This window comes from Paraburkholderia unamae (assembly GCF_003096875.1).
Lineage (GTDB): Bacteria > Pseudomonadota > Gammaproteobacteria > Burkholderiales > Burkholderiaceae > Paraburkholderia > Paraburkholderia unamae.
The window spans coordinates 517966-534625 of record NZ_QEOB01000003.1 but is presented as its reverse complement, the minus strand read 5'-3'; the positions used below and the strand labels follow the sequence as shown (position 1 = coordinate 534625).

Annotated in this window: 15 protein-coding genes; 2 read left to right on the top strand and 13 right to left on the bottom strand. The window is 61.5% G+C overall.

The genetic code is table 11. From position 1 onward, the window contains the following. The 7 genes from C7402_RS09450 to C7402_RS09420 form a co-directional block, all read right to left on the bottom strand. The coding region (locus C7402_RS09450) for a helix-turn-helix domain-containing protein (protein WP_133254450.1) at positions 1-323 on the bottom strand (323 nt) is incomplete at its 3' end. A gap of 288 nt (positions 324-611) precedes the next feature. Beyond that, positions 612-1535, bottom strand: a complete 924-nt coding sequence (locus tag C7402_RS09445; protein ID WP_116610424.1) for a LysR family transcriptional regulator — start codon at positions 1533-1535, stop codon at positions 612-614. 160 nt (positions 1536-1695) lie between these two features. Further along, positions 1696-2406 carry an SDR family oxidoreductase gene (locus C7402_RS09440; protein WP_116610423.1) on the bottom strand — a complete coding sequence of 237 codons (711 nt, stop codon included), beginning with the start codon at positions 2404-2406 and terminating at the stop codon, positions 1696-1698. A gap of 46 nt (positions 2407-2452) precedes the next feature. Beyond that, entirely contained in the window at positions 2453-3019 is a 567-nt protein-coding gene (locus tag C7402_RS09435) for an ester cyclase (protein ID WP_116610422.1), read from the bottom strand. A 221-nt stretch (positions 3020-3240) separates the two neighbouring features. Further along, positions 3241-3828, bottom strand: coding sequence for an acetolactate decarboxylase (locus C7402_RS09430; protein WP_116610421.1), 588 nt, complete (start codon positions 3826-3828; stop codon positions 3241-3243). Between the two features lie 437 nt (positions 3829-4265). Further along, on the bottom strand, positions 4266-5480 hold the full coding sequence (locus C7402_RS09425) for an MFS transporter (RefSeq protein WP_116610420.1): 1215 nt from the start codon (positions 5478-5480) through the stop codon (positions 4266-4268). A gap of 139 nt (positions 5481-5619) precedes the next feature. After that, positions 5620-6516: a LysR family transcriptional regulator gene (locus tag C7402_RS09420; protein ID WP_116610419.1), complete on the bottom strand. Its 897-nt coding sequence runs from the start codon at positions 6514-6516 to the stop codon at positions 5620-5622. A 124-nt stretch (positions 6517-6640) separates the two neighbouring features. Between C7402_RS09420 and C7402_RS09415 the strand changes: the two genes are divergently transcribed. Continuing rightward, complete coding sequence (locus tag C7402_RS09415) at positions 6641-7108, top strand: cupin domain-containing protein (protein WP_116610418.1); 468 nt, start codon at positions 6641-6643, stop codon at positions 7106-7108. Positions 7109-7285: 177 nt separating this feature from the next. Here the strand turns inward: C7402_RS09415 and C7402_RS09410 are convergent, their stop codons facing one another. The 3 genes from C7402_RS09410 to C7402_RS09400 form a co-directional block, all read right to left on the bottom strand. After that, entirely contained in the window at positions 7286-8326 is a 1041-nt protein-coding gene (locus C7402_RS09410; protein ID WP_116610417.1) for a polysaccharide deacetylase family protein, read from the bottom strand. Between the two features lie 179 nt (positions 8327-8505). Further along, positions 8506-9852, bottom strand: a complete 1347-nt coding sequence (locus tag C7402_RS09405) for an MFS transporter (protein ID WP_244314796.1) — start codon at positions 9850-9852, stop codon at positions 8506-8508. Between the two features lie 33 nt (positions 9853-9885). Next, the gene (locus C7402_RS09400; RefSeq protein WP_116610415.1) at positions 9886-10323 is read right to left on the bottom strand and encodes a 5-carboxymethyl-2-hydroxymuconate Delta-isomerase; all 438 of its coding nucleotides are present in this window, start codon (positions 10321-10323) and stop codon (positions 9886-9888) included. A gap of 53 nt (positions 10324-10376) precedes the next feature. Here C7402_RS09400 and C7402_RS09395 point away from each other — a divergent pair, with 53 nt between their 5' ends. After that, positions 10377-11315, top strand: a complete 939-nt coding sequence (locus C7402_RS09395) for a LysR substrate-binding domain-containing protein (RefSeq protein WP_116610414.1) — start codon at positions 10377-10379, stop codon at positions 11313-11315. 59 nt (positions 11316-11374) lie between these two features. On the opposite strand, the gene C7402_RS09390 is transcribed toward C7402_RS09395, so the two are convergent. From C7402_RS09390 to C7402_RS09380, 3 genes are all read right to left on the bottom strand, one after another. Continuing rightward, positions 11375-12508: an alkene reductase gene (locus tag C7402_RS09390; RefSeq protein WP_116610413.1), complete on the bottom strand. Its 1134-nt coding sequence runs from the start codon at positions 12506-12508 to the stop codon at positions 11375-11377. Between the two features lie 188 nt (positions 12509-12696). Beyond that, positions 12697-13650 carry a dihydrodipicolinate synthase family protein gene (locus C7402_RS09385; protein WP_116610412.1) on the bottom strand — a complete coding sequence of 318 codons (954 nt, stop codon included), beginning with the start codon at positions 13648-13650 and terminating at the stop codon, positions 12697-12699. Next, positions 13637-16654, bottom strand: a complete 3018-nt coding sequence (locus tag C7402_RS09380) for an FAD-binding and (Fe-S)-binding domain-containing protein (protein ID WP_208948919.1) — start codon at positions 16652-16654, stop codon at positions 13637-13639. Before C7402_RS09380 ends, C7402_RS09385 begins: the two co-directional genes overlap by 14 nt. Positions 16655-16660: the final 6 nt, after the last annotated feature.

The following is a 16660-nucleotide window of genomic DNA, read 5'->3' as shown; positions in this document are numbered from 1 at the left end:
AGCTTCCTGAGCGTTTCCTTCGCCAGCCGGATGCCGTGGCATTCCCGAAGCTTCTCGCACGCCAGCGTGGGCCCAAAATCAGCGTAGCGCTCGCGCACGATCGACAGGGCTCGATCGGCTGTCCTCGCATCCAGCCGGTTGTTGCTGGGCCTCGAGCGCTTGCGTGATACGAGGCCCTCGGGTCCATGTTCACGCAGCCGCGCGACGAGCCGGCGAATCTGCCGTGTCGTCAGCTCGAGACGCTGCGCCGCGCGCCACGGTTTGAGCCTGCCGTCCAACACATCCTGAATGATCTTAAGTCTGTCCAGCTCGCGCATCGTCATTGTTATCCGTTCTGTTGCGGCTGCCATCGAAGCTCCCGAAGCTGGATCTCCAGCGGGCGGCAAGCTTACGATGAACGCGAAGCGGACATCTGAACTTGGCTAAAAGCGGACTTTATAACTTAGCCGCTACAAACAAAAAGTTCGCTAATTAAGATTATGTAAAATTCAGTCGCAGTCCGATCTATATTTCTAGCGAGGAATGGGCGTGGACTGAATCGCACCTCACCCTGCCGGGCCATTGGCAATTCATCCACGGGAAAAAGGAACGACCTGGAAGCGAGCGTTGCGTCAGCGCAGGAAGGACTGCAAAGACTGGGAAGCCTCTGCGAATCGTTGCTCAAGAAAATCGAGCAACGTGCGCACGCGCGGCGCCATGTAGGGCGTGCGCTGGAACAGCGCATTCACGGGCACGTCTGGGCATCGCCACTCGGGAAGCACGAGTTTCAGCCGGCCGGCCTGAAGATCCGCGCCGATATCCCATATCGACTTCATGACCAGACCGAGCCCGTCCACGGCCCACTCACGCGCAAGTGCACCGTCGTTGGTCTGGCGCGAACGTTCGGATGGCGCGGTAAAGAGCGCCGTTTCGCCGCCGTGCACCATGCGCCAGTTGTTCGCCACGCCCGAGGACGTCGTCAACAGGATGAAGTCGAGTTCGTGCAGATCATCGGGATGGCCTGGCGTGCCGTGCGTCGCGAGGTATTCGGGCGAGGCGCACAACGCCCGGCGGTTGTCGGCCATGCGTTTGGCCACCAGCGAGCTGTCTTCAGGCACACCGAAACGAATCGCCAAATCGATATCGTCCTGCAGCAAATGCGAGACCGAATCCGAAAGCACCAGCGTGAGCGTGACGTGCGGATGGCGTTCATTGAATTCGTCGAGCCAGTGGCGCAACACCGAGCGGCCGAAGTCGGAGGTGGCCGAGATGCGCAACGCGCCGCTCACGCTCGTTCGCCCGGCCTGCAACGCCGCCCGCGCGTCTTCGAGCGTTTGCAGCGCATGCCGGCAATGCGCCAAATACATGCGCCCTTCGTCGGTGAGGCGTAGTTTTCGGGTCGAGCGCTCGAAGAGTTGCGTGCGCAAAACACCTTCCAGCTTTACCAACCGTGCGCTAGCCGCAGCGGGCGACAAGCCCAGCTTGCGCCCCGCGGCCGAAAGACTACCCTGGCTCGACGCTTCAACGAAAAGGCGAATGTCGCCGAGATTGTCCATGATCGCAAGAAATGTGCTGAGTAGAGTCAGGCCTGCATCGAACTGTATACCGCTTGATGCCATCGCGCTCGCCAACCGGGCCCCCCATTGACGTCTTACTGCGGCACGCCGCAGTCTGGACACTGCATGCCGGGTCTTTCCGCCAGCTCCAGCGGTTCGCTCAGCCGATCGCGCCGCCCCCATCGACCAGTACCGTCGAGCCCGTCGCGTATGGCGTAGATGCAAGATAGACGATGGCATTCGCCACGTCCTCCGGCTGGCCCACCCGCCGCGCAGGCAGGCGTGCTGCCGCGCCTTCGTACATCTTGTCGCGAGCACCGGCATCAAGCTTCGACCACAGCGGCGTGGCGATCAACCCGGGCGACACCGTATTTACGCGCACTGGCGAGAGCTCAAGTGCGAGACCGCGCGCCAGCGCTTCGACGGCGGCGTTGATGGCGCCTTGCAGAACCGAGGTCTTGCTGGGCCGCACGGACAGGAAGCCCGAGACCAGCGTAAGCGAGCCGCCCTCGCGGATGCGCGCAGCGCGCGCGATGCGGTAGGCCCCCCAGAACTTGCTGTCCATCGCACGATAAGCATCGGCGAGTTCCAGACCTCGCACAGGACCGGTCGGCGTGTGCGCGGCTGAGACTACGACGTGATCGAATTCACCCGCCGCTTCGAGCACTCGCTCGACGTTCTCATCGTCGGTGATGTCTATTGCCATCAGCTCCACCGGCGTACCAATTTCACGCGCCGTTGCTTCGAGCTTCTCCGCACTGCGCGAAGCGATTGTCACCTGCGCGCCCAGTCCCGCGAACGCTGTCGCCGCCGCTGCGCCGATGCCCGAACTGCCGCCTACGACCAGCACCCGTTGTCCGTTGAAATCCATGATTGGCTCCTTGCTGTCTTGTTGAAAAACGAAAGGCCCTCAAGCCTTATTTCGACACCACGCCCAGTTGCTGCAGGAACGTGAGGTTGTCCTCGAGGTGCCAGTTGTCGGTAATCTTGCCGTCGTGAATCCGATAGATGTCCGTGGCGATGAAGTCGATCGGCTGCCCCGTCCCCTGCACGCCATTGAACGTGCCGGTGAAATGGCCGGTGAAGTGCAGATGCGTGACGACGCGATCGCCGGTCACGATCATCTGCTCGACGTCGGCGCGCACGTCGGGCACCGCGCCGTGAAAAACCTTCGATGCGGCGAGCGGTCCAGCCACGCCCTGCGGGCGGCCAGGAGGCAGCGTGCGGTCCATGAAATCCGGCGCGAGCGCTGCGCGGGCCTGGCTCTCGTCTCCGGTCGTCCAGAACGTGTCGTACAGGCGCGCGGCGTGGATTTGCGCCTCGCGCTGCTTTGCCGGCATGCTCTTATCGACGATCAGTTCTTGCGGCTGTGCAAGGCCGGCAGTAGCGGCCACCGCTGGCATCGAAGCACCGAGCAGGACAGCGGTAACCGAGGCCGCCGTGAAGCGGGCCACTCCCGGAAGTGCGTTGGGCGCTTTAAGCATGGTTTTCTCCTTGAGAGAATAGTAGGGACACCGCTATTGTCCCTACCCCGCTAAATTTGATAATTGGCCGGGCCATTGAATGTTTTTCAAGCCAGACAAGAAGATCGGTTCGAGTAACCTCATGCCGACATCATGTGGCGACACGATCCTGCGTATTGGTACTGCGTTCGCGCGCCTATCGAGGTCACTATTGGCAGAGGAAGCCACCGCGTCGTTCTGGTTCAGGTTTGCAACGATTGCGACCGGAGGCAGTGCCAAATGAAATCGCCGAGCGGTTCCATCCTGAGCCGTAGCTCCGGCGAAGTGCGCGCGACCAGCCGTCCACTTCGGCGGCGCGTCGTACAAAAAAACTGGAAGTGATAGCCAGGCAGGCTGAACACACTCGAAACGCCCGGCGTCCACAAACCGACCACCGTGCCGGCCACATTGGTCCACTCGCACCCGTGTACTCGCGCCGGAGACCGGCAGCTCGGGGTCGGCTCCATAGACTCGATGCGAACGCTACGAAACACGCCATCAAGTCGAAGCGCGTAGAAAACGTTGCTCGAGGGCCGCTTCGTGTCGCAAAGCGCCCGTAAATGTCCAAGCGATCGCGCGGGCGGAAGTTCGACGTCGATAAGCGGATCGAACTCAGCGAAGGCTGCAAATGATGGCGGCACCGGTTCGGGCCACTGCGTACGCTTGACGGCTGAGTCCCACCGTCGCACGACATCGGGCACATCGAGAAAGACACCGGTGTCACTGACGTTGTCGCTCTGAGCGGTCCATACGCTCTGTTCTTGCGCTGCGCCCGGCATCGACACCTCCATTGTGAAATCGTGTCTGCAAAAGCGATGTTTTCCACGCTATGTGAGCCGTCCCGCCCCGTTCTACGGCGGCCTGCCCGGATGGCATCTACAGACTACATTTAACGAACGGCTTTCGATTGAACAAAATCACCATGAATGTTGAAATGTACGCACGGTGCGCCACGACACACACGGAAGGTCAGCCACGACCTGCTCGCCGCGACCTCCCGCCAATCCCGTGAGGCGACTAGAAGGCGCGCCTGGGCGTCCAGGTACGGCCGCGCATTTGTACAAGCGTCACCAAGTCGACGATTAGACATGGGGCGTCGGCGGCCGCTGGGTTAGCGACAGAGAAGCCGACGGAGAAAGCAGCTTTCGCATTCGCTTTCGGCTTCCTTAAATGGTCCGCAGTCGGATCCGATGAATCGATTGAAAGCGGTGCTGCCCCTTTGCGGCAGTCAGTTCGAACCTGTTCCAGCTTTACTTAGTTCAGACTTCATAGGCTCTATGGCGGCTTGCGCCTGCGCAGCATCGCCGCGATCGAGTCGCATTGCGAAAGCGGTTACTGCGAGCGCCAGCAACGTGACGACTGCGGCGACGAGGGGCAGCGTGTCGAGACCGTGCCCATGCGAGAGGGCGAGTCCGCCCAGCCATGCCCCCATGGCGTTGCCCACGTTGAACGCGCCGATATTAAGCGTTGAAGCAAGATTGGGGGCTGTGGCAGCCTTGCTGAGCACCCGCGTTTGCAGGCCGGGAATCGTTGCGAACGCTGCTATTCCCCACACGAAGATCGTCGCAATCGAAGCCACCGCGTGATGCATCGTGCGGCTGAAAACCACCATGATTACAATGAGCGCGAGGAATACGCCCATCAGCGCGCGCATAACACCGCGGTCCGCCAGCTTGCCGCCCAACGCATTGCCGAGCGCAAGACCTATCCCGAACAGCACCAGAATCGGCGTCACGGCATGGGGCGCAAAGCCACTCATCTGCTCGAGAATCGGCGTGATATAGGTAAACACAGCGAACACGCCGCCAAAACCCAGCACAGTCATAAGGAAAGCGAGCCAAACCTGCGGCTGCTTCAGCACGCTCACTTCGTGCGCCAGCCCCCCGGACTTGATGTCTGCTGTGGCCGGAACGAGCGCCACAAGAGCGATGGCTGCGAGCACACCCGCACCGGCCACGGCCCAGAATGCGGCACGCCAACCGAGCGTCTGCCCGATGAAGGTCCCGAGCGGCACGCCCAGCACATTAGCGAGCGCGAGGCCGGTGAACATTAACGCGACGGCGCTGGCGCGCTTGTCCTGCGCAACGAGCGACGCGGCCACCACCGAACCGATGCCGAAGAACGAACCATGTGCAAATGAGGTGATGACACGCGCCACCATGAGGCTCGTGTAGCCCGGCGCAACCGCGCACAGGACGTTGCCCACGATGAGGATACCCATCAGCAGCAACAGCGCGAACTTGCGCGGCATGCGACTCGTGAGGACGGCGAGCAACGGTGCGCCGACCGCGACGCCGAGTGCGTAGCCGCTCACGAGCAGCCCTGCGGACGGTATGGAAACCGAAAGAGATTGCGCCACGTCGGGCAGAATGCCCATGATGACGAACTCCGTAGTGCCGATAGCGAAAGCGCTTAAGGCCAGCGCAAGTATTGGGAGGGGCATGGCAGTCTCCAGTTAGGCGGTGGAATCGCTTTAGGACTGGCGTTATTCTGCTTACAACCGCGCCGCATGATAATTAGTCCCGTTCTTGAATGATTTTCAAGCTATACAGAAAGATCGACCGGGAAGTGAAGCTGGTTTGCTAACGTAATTTCACGAGTTCCGCGGCTAACGCATCCATCAGCGCCTGCATACGCGCGGGTCGCACGCGTGAGCCTGCCATCACGAGGGTCACGGCGAGCGGCGCGGGGCGGCACTCAGGCAACACTTCCACGAGCGAGCCGTCGCTCCACTGCTGCCGGACAAGGAACTCTGGAATCTGCACGAGCCCCGTGCCTAGCGCGGCAGCATCGGCGAGCGCCTCACCATGATCGACGCGAAAGCGCGAGTCTGGCGTCAACACGACCGTGCTCCCTCGCTCCACCAATTCGATCGGACGGTCGCGGCCAGTGGTCGGCATACGAAACACCAGGAACGCATGGTTGCGCAGATCGTCCACACAGCGAATTTTTGTGCTGTTTGCCAGATAGCCTGGGTGCGCGCAAAGCAGCAACGGCTGCTCATCAATGCGACGGGCAATGAGCGACGAGCCGTCGAGTTCGCCAAAGCGCACAACTGCGTCCACCCCCTCTTCGAGCAAACTCACGCGACCATCGGCGAAACGCAGATCGATCTCGAGCAGCGGGTACCGCTGTTGAAGACGCGTGAATATTGGCAGCAGGACTCGCGAACCGTATCCGATGGGAACGCTGATACGTAACGGCCCGGCCGGCTCGTCGCTCGCGGCGACCGAACCCAGATCGAGCGCAGCGATTTCTTCGAGAAGTCGCTTGGTCTTTGCATAGAGCAACCGCCCTTCTTCCGTGAGATTCACCGAGCGCGTGGTGCGATGAAAGAGTTGTGAGCCCAGTTCCCTCTCCAGACGCGCTACGCTCTTCGCCACTGAAGAGGGCGCGAGCCCCAGTTCGCGCGCCGCCTGCGCGAAGCTGCGGTGCCTGGCGACTGCAGCGAAGTTGACGAACTGGCTCAGGTTATTCATGCGTCTATTCCCGACATCGAGTCCTCAGTGATACGGCTTGCACCCCTGTTGAACTCTCACGATCTTCCCAATAAATTAAGCAGCACGCTTCGCGCGCATCCGTAATCAACAAGGAAAATGTACGATGTTCGTTATCAACAATAAGCCCACCGAATATGACTTCGGCGGCTCCCGTACCCGGCTTCTCGTGCCTGGCGAGCAAACTGGCGGCGCCTGGTGCATGCTCGAAATCTTCGCGCCCGCGGGGCGCTCCACGCCGACGCACAGGCACGAGCGCGAGGACGAAACACTCATGCTGCTCGAAGGCCAACTCGAAGTCGTTGTCGACGGCGCGCCGCATCGGCTCAAGCCCGGAGAGAACGTCGTGCTCGGGCGCGGCACCACCCACCAGTTCGTGAATCGCGGCGCAACGACGGCGCATTATCTGCTGATATGCTCGCCCGCGGGATTCGACCGATTCGTCGCGGCCAGTTCCGATGCCTACGACAGCACCGTCGCTCCCGTCCCGCCCAACGACGCTGCGAAGACGCGCATGCGTGCGGCCGCCATAGAGTTCGGCATCGACATTGTGCCGCCAGCCGAAAAGAACTGACGTGACCGGGCGCCCACCTCGCTTTTGTGTACGCCCGTAGGACGAGGTGTCCGCGCACCACCAGCGCGGCATCGCCTCGTCATCTTCCGTGTGGACTTGTCCGCTTTCGGCGTCGTTACGATCGCACCGGTGGCGCGCGACATAGCGTGTGCGATGGCGCAATCAGCGAAAAAATGGCTAGATCGTTTCACTCTCCCGCAATGTGATTGGGCTCTGCAGCACGTAGTGTGCGATATCGTCCTTACGCATGAAAACGACATCGGGATGGCTCTTTGCATAGCGCAGGAACTCGTCCCACGCACGCGCCATCTGCGGCGAGCCACTGATGCGGTCGTGGGCGCTGATCGACATCATGCGGCGCCTCGAGCCCGCTTCTTCATAAAGCTGATCGAAATCGAGCTTAATCTGGCCGAGGAATTTGTCCGGTGAGTAGTTGCGACCCTCGACCAGCAGAATGTCGTTGTTACGCAGCGTGTACGGCACGACCACAAAATCCTTACCGTTGACCTTCTCGATGAATGGCTCGTCGCGGCTCACGTCGTCGATGTGATACACGTACCCTAACTCCTGCAACAGCAACAATGTATTCGGTCCGCGCCGCAGCCAGTTGCAGTTGTATCCGATCGGTCGCTGCCCCGTGACCTCTTCCACCATCGAACGCGCTTGAATCAGAAATTCTCGCTCCTGGGCGCGCGTCATTGCATACTCCGAACTCCAACGTGGTCCGTGACCCGAGGCCTCGTGACCGCGTGCAACGATCTCACGTGCGATTTCTGGATGCCGTTTTGCAGCTTCGCCGATCATGTGGCACGACACCTTCACGCCATGCTTGTCCCAAAGATCGAGCATTCGTGGAATACCTTCGCGATAACCATAGGCAAACCACGTTTCGGCGGCAAGATCGGCCGGTACGCTGGGAGGGAAATCGACTTTGGGGAATGGATTGTCCGCGCCCTTGGCAGGTTGGCCTCCGGCCTCGAACTGCATCGATATCGAGATCACGAGGCGCGCGCCGTTCAGCCAAAAATCGCCTTTGCTTGGTGCGTCGGATTTCGTGGACGGCGCAACGGTCTGCGCAGAAGCGTGGCTGGACATGACTGCGCCAACGGCCAATGCGCCGGCGCTTAGCCCCGCTTGCGCAAGAAAGGAGCGGCGCGCCGGGATGATCGTTGCTTTGTCGTCGGACGGATTCGTTGCGTGGTTCTCTTGCACAGGCATACGGGTATCCTCAAGAAGCGAGAGCGACGTCTCGAATAGTGAATTCTGTGAACTCGGAAATGGGCCGCCGGAACGCTTGCGCGCCCCTTACGCCCATTCTCGGGTTGAATGCACCGTTCGAGAATTGGGCTTGGGATGAAGAGACTTTCAATCCAGGCAGAAAAATCGCGACTTGCGCTTTACGCCGTTTGCCGTTGCATCGCACGACGCGAGCGAGCGCGCCAGGCGAGGGTCAGCAGCGCAGCGAGTGCCGCGCACAAGGCGAGCAGCAACGTAGCTGCAGTGGCATCGTCAAAACGGTCCTTGAGCCAGCCGAACATGAGCGGGCCAAAGAACCCCGACAAATTCCCGATGCTGTTGATCGCAGCGATACCGGCGGCAGCGCCCACGCCAGCCAGGCGTGCTGTCGGCAAATTCCAGTAGAGCGGCAGCGCGGTCAATATCCCCGCGCAACCGAGCGATGCGCCAATGAGCACACAGGGCAAACTTTGGTTGCCGAATGCCATGATCGCGAAGCCGGTCGACGCAACCACAGCGCCAAGCACGACGTGTGCGGGCCATGTGCCGTTCCGGTCGGCGCGACGAGCAAACCCATTCATCGTAACGATGGCCACAACGTAGGGAATTGCGCCGTAGAAGCCGACGGCCGCAACGTTCGGCACGCCCGCGCTCTTAATGAGCGTCGGTAGCCAGAAGCCCACACCGTACAATCCCGTGAGCAGCAGAAAGTAAATTGCCGCCAGAAGCAAAAGATCGGTAACCGGAAGGCGCGCCGAGCCTTTGACTGCGAGTTTGGCGGCTTCCTCCGGCACAAGCGCAAGGCGTACTGCGGACGCATCAGCAGGCGAAAGCCAGCGGGCTTCGCCTGGCGTGTCGGGCAACAGCACGCGGATCGCCACCCCTACTACGACAGTGGGCAATCCGGCAAGAATGAAGCTCCATCGCCAGCCAGCCATTGCGGCAACGCCGTCGAGATGCACCATGACCCATCCGGAAACCACATTGCCGAAAATGCCGGCTGCGGCTGTCGCGCTCATGAACAGCGTCGTCATGCGCCCGCGCTGGCGCGCGGGAAACCAGTAGGTCAGATACAGGACGATGCCAGGAAAGAATCCTGCCTCGGCCATACCTAGCAACAGCCGTTGCAGATAAAACGTCGCTGGCGTGTGCACGAGCGCCGCCGCACCGGCGGCGACACCCCAGGTAATCATGATTCGCGCGATCCAGCGGCGTGCGCCGAAACGACGCAGCATCAGGTTACTCGGCACTTCGAAAATAAAATAGCCTAGAAAGAATATGCCTGCACCGAAGCCGTATACGGCCTCACTGAAACCGAGTTCGCCAGCCATCTGGAGCTTGGCCGTGCCCACGTTTACGCGGTCCAGATAGGCCAGGACCTGCGCGGCCAGCAGCAACGGCATGAGCCGCCAGACGATGCGGCGGTACAGTGCAGGCGACAACTCCGCCGATTGGTCCTCGCGTTGAGTTGGTGTCGCAAGGTCCTTCATGGCATCGAATGTATTCAAGTTTGTCTCCTATCTTGTTGTCGCGCGCCGGTGTCACGCGTGCGCCGGGCTCGTCTCATGGTCGGTACCCGATACCGTCTTGACGTAGGGAGCCGCGCTGAAGTCCATGACGAACACGCAACACTGCCACCAGCCCGCGACACCGGCGCTCACGACCGCCTCCCGTATCGCGTCGTGTATGACCTGACCCATTGCGCGCTGGGCCGATTGCGGCCGCTCCTTCGAGAGAAAGAGACGAACGACGACGAACTCGCCGTCGGGGTCGTTGCCTGCGAGATATTCGTCGGTGGCATACATACGGCTCTTGAGTTCGTCGAGCACCGCGTGCCCGGTAGCAGCCAGGCGCTCGTGAATAGTGCGGGCCAGAAAGGGAAAATTGATTGCCCGATGTATTGCGGGAGTGACTTCAAAAATGAGGTGCGGCACGGTACTCACCATTCGTAGGAGTGAAATTGCTTTGAGCTTAAACACACATATTTTTCGTGTATATTTATCTTTATCGACTGAATCAATAAGCGTCTCTTATGAATTCCGCGGCAATCGACCTGCGCCTCATGCGAAGCTTTCTTGCTGTCGCGCGAACCGGAAGCGTTACCCGCGCGGCTGCCGAACTGCATCTCACGCAGCCAGCGCTCTCGCAACATCTACGGGATCTCTCGCAGCTCATGGGCGTGGCGCTCGTCGATCGCGTTGGGCGCGGAGTCGCGCTCACACATGCGGGCACAAACCTCTATGCGCAGCTCGATCCGCTGATAGCGAAGCTCGACCTGGTCCTAACTGACGCAATGGACCGCGTGCAAACCGTGCAAGGCTCGCTGCGCATTGGTGCGATCGATACATACGCACGCTCGCTCGTGGTGCCCGGCGTGTCAGCGTTGCTGACGCGATATCCGCAATTGCGTATTTCCGTGCGCGAGCTGCCCGCGGCGGCGATCGATCGCGCGCTGATCGACAACGAACTCGATATTGGCGTTGCGTTTTCGAACCTCTCCACTCCGGAAATCGAGCAGCGCACCCTCTTCGAAGAAACGTTGGGGCTCGCGTGGCTAGCCCCACCGAATACCCGCAAACCGAAAGCGTCGCTCGAATTCGCGGCAACGCAACCTCTCGCGTTGCTCAACAACGACTTCGCCATGCGCAGGCAGATCGACACCGTCTTCGCACGAGCGGAAATTGCTCTCGATGTGCACGTCGAGGCCGCCAACGTCGACTCGTTAATGAGGCTCGCAGAAGCTGGTCGGTACGCGACGATCGCGAGCCGCCTCGCGCTGCCGCGCAATACGACGCTAACGATGGCCGACCTCGCGGATCCGGGGATGTCTCGAATCGCTGCGCTGCGGTGGCGCAAGGGGAAAACTTTTTCCCCCGCGATGGAGCACTTCGAAGAAGCACTAATGGATGAAATCCGCGCAGCGAGGCTTGTCACAAGCCACGTGACCGCACAGCGACGCGTTACGGGATAAGCCCGCGCCCCAAAGGCGACAGACGCCCCCTCGCCTTCAGTTTGCCCGCCTCGCTTGCCTCAGGCGGGCATCGCCGGCGGCGTTTCCTCTTCATGCTCCGTCCACGCCGGATAGTCGCTGTATCCACGCGCGTCGCCGCCAAACAGCGTGCTGCCATCGAAGTTCGCGAGCGACAAACCATTGGCAAGACGGTATGGCAAGTCAGGGTTCGCGACGTATTTGCGGCCGAACGCGACGAAATCCGCGTAGCCGTGCGAGATCACCCAGTTCGCGCGTTCGACGTCGTAGAGGCCGGCCACGATGATTGGCCTCGCAAATCGAGCGCGAAGTTCGCGGCGGAACGCCTCAGTGAATTGCGGCGCGTCGTCCCAATCGGCTTCGACCAGATGCACGTAGGCCACGCCGCGCGACTGCAGGTAAGAAGCGGCATCCAGTATCGTCGGCAGGATGTCCGGGCAGTCCATGCCGCGCGCAGTGAGGAACGGCGCGAGGCGGATGCCCGTGCGCTCAGCACCGATTTCTTGCGACACCGCGTCGACCACCTCCTTCAGGAAGCGCAGACGGTTTTCCCGCGTTCCGCCGTATTCGTCGGTGCGCTGGTTCGACGTCGTGCGCAGGAATTGGTCGATCAGGTAGCCGTTCGCGCCGTGAATCTCCACGCCGGCGAACCCCGCGTCGATGGCGCGGCGTGCCGCCTGGCGAAAGTCCTGCACGACCTGACGTACCTCTTGCGTAGTCAGTGCGCGCGGCGTCGGGCAGTCGACCATCGCCCCCACGCCCGTAGCCGGATCAACCTTCCATATCTGGCCTTCGAAGGGTATGGCCGAAGGTGCAACTGGCAGTTCGCCGTTGTGGAAGTCTGGATGGGACATACGACCGACATGCCAAAGTTGAAGGAAGATCCGCCCGCCCTCCTTGTGCACGGCGCCAGTCACACGGCGCCAGCCCGCAACCTGATCATCGTTGTGGATGCCCGGCGTAAACGAATAGCCCTTGCCTTGAGGCGAGATCTGCGTCGCCTCCGTCACGATCAACGCAGCCGTCGCGCGCTGTGCGTAGTAAAGCGCATTCGTCTCGTTGGGTACGTCGCCAGGCTGCGTGCTGCGTGCCCGCGTCATCGGCGCCATCACAATGCGGTGTTCGACGTCGCGGCCGGCCAGTGTACCGCCGCTAAAGAGATCAACCTTGCTCATGTTAGTCATCGCTCTGGAAGTGAATGGATTCCGCTCGTGTCGAATGGAGGTTATCGATTCGCACTGAACCAGGCGCAATTGTGTCCGTGCAACGCAAACAGGAGAATGGGGCTCAACGTTGAAGGATTTTCAACCAGGACGAAAAGATCAGCTTGAGCGCACACCAGCCGTTGCGATCAAGTCCCGCACTACCGGCCCGCGCTGGCGGGTAGTGCGCCGGCGGGCACGCTCGTCGTCTCCTCTGCCGCCTCAAGCAGGGAAACCAGTGGCTCGACATTGACGCCCGAAAGCCCAGTGAGCGGCGGCCTCACGTTCTTCCAGCCACGATGGCCGGTGCGTAGTGCTTTCACCGCTTTCATGGCGGGAATCATGGGGAGTTGCTGAAAGGCCCTGCGCACGGCAAACGCGGCATCGCGCAAGGCGTTCGGGGCCCCACCGGGTCCCATGCGATATAGCGCGCTCAGCACGGCGGGATTCAGGTTCGCGGTCGCACTGATACACCCTGCACCGCCCAGCGCGAGCGCATCGAGAAGCAACGCCTCGCTCGCCGGAAACACGTCGAAGCCGTCGTTGCCGAACAGGGTCAACAGCGTTCTGGTGTTTTCCCAATCACCGGTCGAGTCCTTCACACCAAGGATCGTTGACGGATAGCGTTTGCGTAGCCTCTCGATCAGTGTCGGCGTGACAGGAACGCCAGATAGCGCGGGAATGTGATACAGGTAGACGCCGAGCCGCCTGTCTCCCACGGCCTCGACAACCGCCGAATAAAACGCGAAAACACCGTCTTCGCTCACGTTCTTGTAGAAGAACGGAGGAAGCATCAGAACGCTCGTGACGCCCGCGTCAATTGAATGCCGCGTGAGGGCGATTGTCTCTTTGAGCGAGCAGGACCCGGTACCCGACATGATGCGCGCCGGATCGATTCCCGCTGCGATCAGCGCATCGATCAATTCGATCTTTTCTCCAAACGACAACGAACTTGCCTCGGAGTTGGTCCCAAATATGGCCAGGCCAACGTCAGACGCGAGCAGCAACTTGCAGTGTGCGACAAAGGCCTCGATATCGGGTTCGAGGTTGTCGTAAAACGGCGTCAGGACAGGTGCGAAAATGCCGCGATGCCGGGTTGGATCAGGGTTCGACATATGACTTCTCCATTGAATCGCCTAAGGCTACGGGGCGCGAAACCGTCTTGGGTTCCGAACCATTGGCGTGTATTGCTCGCACGAGCAGCTGCGCGAGGTGCAGTGCTTCCCGATTCGTGCCGTGACGAATCTGCTCTCTGCAACTAAAGCCGTTTGTCAGGACAAGGGTTCCCTCCTGCGCACTGCGTACGGCCGGAAACAAGACCTGTTCACCAGCGGCGTCGGCAATTGGGCTGTGCGCCGGATGAAAGCCGAATGAGCCCGCGAGTCCGCAGCAGCCGCTGTCGAGCAGCGTGAACCGCGCGCCCATTTTTTCGAGCAGCACACGTTCGGCGCGAGTGCCGAAGATCGACTTCTGGTGGCAATGCGCATGAACCAGTACGCGGGCCTCGTAGCGCGGCGGCTCATAGTCGTGTTCGATCAGGAAATCCCCGAGCAGCTTGACGGTAGATGACAAGCGCTGCGCACGAGCATCGTCAGGAAAGAGCTTCAGCAGTTCGTCCCTGAATACCGAAAGGCAGCCGGGTTCGAGACCGACCAGCGCTACGGGCGGCTCGTAACCAGGTTGCGCGTCGAACAGGGGCGCTAGCGTCGTCATGATCGCTTCGAGATGGCGGCGCGCCGCGGCGAGGTAGCCGAAATCGTAAAGGGGACGTCCGCAGCACAGTACCTTCGGCGGCAGCACGACGTCGAAGCCTGCGTGGCGCAACACCTCGACGGCATCGAGCGCGATCTCCGGGTGGAAGTGCTCGGAAAAGGTGTCGACCCATAGCATGACCTTGCGCGCGCCACCTGCCTGATCCCGCTTGCCCTCATTCGCCGCCCATGCTTTGCGGAATGGCCTCGATGCAAAGCGCGGCAGCGATCGGGACGGCGTGGTTCCGGCCACGCGCCGGGCGACCCCCGCGAGAAAGCGCGTCTGCGTCAACAGATTCACGACACGTGGCAGGCGCGCCGCGACGGGCGCCCATTGGCCAATGCGCCCCATGAACCACGCCTGGCGCGGTCGGCGTCGCGTCTCATAGTAGTGCGAAAGGAACTCTGCCTTGTAGCTCGCCATATCGACGTGAGCGGGGCAGTCCGAACGGCAACCTTTGCACGACAGGCAGGTATCGAGTGCCTCTTTCACGGGTTCGCTGTTCCATTGGCCCTCTACCACGTCTCCCTGGAGCATTTCCCACAACAGCCGGCTGCGGCCGCGTGTCGAGTAGCGCTCCTCCCGCGTTGCGCGGTAGCTCGGACACATCGTGTTACCGGAGAGCGAGCGGCATCGCCCCATGCCGACGCATCGCTCGACCGCCCGTTGAAAGCCCTCGCCCTCTGCGCTGCGAAACGCCATCTGCGTGTGCAATCGAACGGTCTTGTATTGCGGGCCGGCGCGCAGATTGTCATCAAGGCGATAGCCGTCCACGACCTTTCCCGGGTTCATGCGATTGCGTGGGTCCCAGATGCGTTTGAATTCGCGCATCGCCTCCATGAGGTCCTCGCCGAACATGATCGGCAGGAACTCCGCCCTCGCCTGCCCATCGCCATGTTCGCCGGATAGCGATCCGCCGTACCGCACGACCAGCTCGGCCGCTTCGCGTGTGAAGCGACGCCACTGTGCGATGCCGTCGGCAGTGGAAAAATCGAAAGTGATGCGCGCATGCACACAGCCGTCGCCAAAATGGCCGAACAGCGATGTCTGATAGCCATATCGGTCGACCAGCTTCTGGAACGCGCGTAGATAGTCGCCAAGCCGGTCGGGGTCCACTGCGGCGTCCTCCCAGCCAACCTTCGGGTCGGGCGTCTCCGGGTCGATCGAGAGCTGTGTGGCCGACGCGCCGGTCTCGCGAATCAACCAGATGCGTTGCTGCATTTGTGGCTCGGTCATGAGCCGTGTCGATGGAACGGGCCCATCGCGACGCCTGCCGAATGCATCGGCGGCGCGCTGCGCACGCGCGGTTGCTTCCTCCGCGGTATCTGCTCCGAACTCCAGGACGACCCAGGCATCGCCCCGCGGAAGCAGCGCGATTTCCTCGGCGCGCAACCCGCGCGTCTGCAGTCCACGAACGATAGCGCGGTCCAGCCCTTCGATAGCGATCGGACCAAACTCCCGGAATTCGGGCACGGCATCGGCGGCCGCGTAGATGTCGGGAAACCCCAGAACGAGGGCGACGCGGTGCGCCGGGCTATGCACGAGCCGCACTCTTGCGGCTGTCGTGATCACGCAGGTTCCCTCGGTCCCGACCAGGGCGCGGGCCACATTGAAGCCGTTCTCCGGCAGCAATTCGTCGAGATTGAACCCGGAAACCCGGCGCGCAATCGCCGGAAAGCGCTTGCGAATCGCGTCTGCGTAACGATCGCGCAACGTCTTCAGGTCCCCGTAGATTTGACCACGGCGTCCGCCGGCGGCAATGATTGCCTCAAGCTCGGCGTCGGACGTTCTGCCGACCCAGAAGCGCTCGCCGTCGTACGTCATCACTTCGAGCGCCTCGACGTTCTCCTGCGTCTTGCCGGCCATTACCGAATGTGGCCCACAGGAATTGTTGCCGATCATTCCGCCGAGCGTGCAACGGCTATGCGTCGATGGATCGGGGGCAAAAGTCAGACCGTACTGTTCGGCGGCATCGCGCAATGTGTCGCATACCACGCCGGGCTCGACGATGGCGGTTCGCGCTGCCGGATCCAGTTCGAGGATACGGTTGCAGCTGCGCGAATAGTCGAACACGACCGCGGCGTTGACCGACTGTCCGCTCATGGATGTGCCGCCGCCACGCGAGAGTACCGGCGCGTCGTGCCGGCGGCAAATGGAGAGCGCAGTCGCTACGTCCTCCATCGAGCCCGGCACAACGACGCCGATTGGCGTTTGCCGATAGTTGGACGCGTCCGAGGCATACACAGCCCGGTGTGCGACGTCGAAGCGGACCGCCGCTCCGAGTGCGGCACGCAGGTCCGCTTCGAGCGCGGCCGAGGCCACTGCACTCGAAGCGTTGCGGCCGGCTTGCTGCAAATTTGTCTTCAACGCAGG

Bases quoted from the DNA above. Each gene is read 5' to 3' on its own strand.
- C7402_RS09430 (WP_116610421.1), bottom strand. From the start codon at position 3,828: ATGGAGGTGTCGATGCCGGGCGCAGCGCAAGAACAGAGCGTATGGACC.
- C7402_RS09420 (WP_116610419.1), bottom strand. From the start codon at position 6,516: ATGAATAACCTGAGCCAGTTCGTCAACTTCGCTGCAGTCGCCAGGCAC.
- C7402_RS09410 (WP_116610417.1), bottom strand. From the start codon at position 8,326: ATGCCTGTGCAAGAGAACCACGCAACGAATCCGTCCGACGACAAAGCA.
- C7402_RS09385 (WP_116610412.1), bottom strand. From the start codon at position 13,650: ATGTCGAACCCTGATCCAACCCGGCATCGCGGCATTTTCGCACCTGTC.
- C7402_RS09440 (WP_116610423.1), bottom strand. From the start codon at position 2,406: ATGGATTTCAACGGACAACGGGTGCTGGTCGTAGGCGGCAGTTCGGGC.
- C7402_RS09435 (WP_116610422.1), bottom strand. From the start codon at position 3,019: ATGCTTAAAGCGCCCAACGCACTTCCGGGAGTGGCCCGCTTCACGGCG.
- C7402_RS09395 (WP_116610414.1), top strand. From the start codon at position 10,377: ATGAATTCCGCGGCAATCGACCTGCGCCTCATGCGAAGCTTTCTTGCT.
- C7402_RS09445 (WP_116610424.1), bottom strand. From the start codon at position 1,535: ATGGACAATCTCGGCGACATTCGCCTTTTCGTTGAAGCGTCGAGCCAG.
- C7402_RS09415 (WP_116610418.1), top strand. From the start codon at position 6,641: ATGTTCGTTATCAACAATAAGCCCACCGAATATGACTTCGGCGGCTCC.
- C7402_RS09425 (WP_116610420.1), bottom strand. From the start codon at position 5,480: ATGCCCCTCCCAATACTTGCGCTGGCCTTAAGCGCTTTCGCTATCGGC.
- C7402_RS09390 (WP_116610413.1), bottom strand. From the start codon at position 12,508: ATGAGCAAGGTTGATCTCTTTAGCGGCGGTACACTGGCCGGCCGCGAC.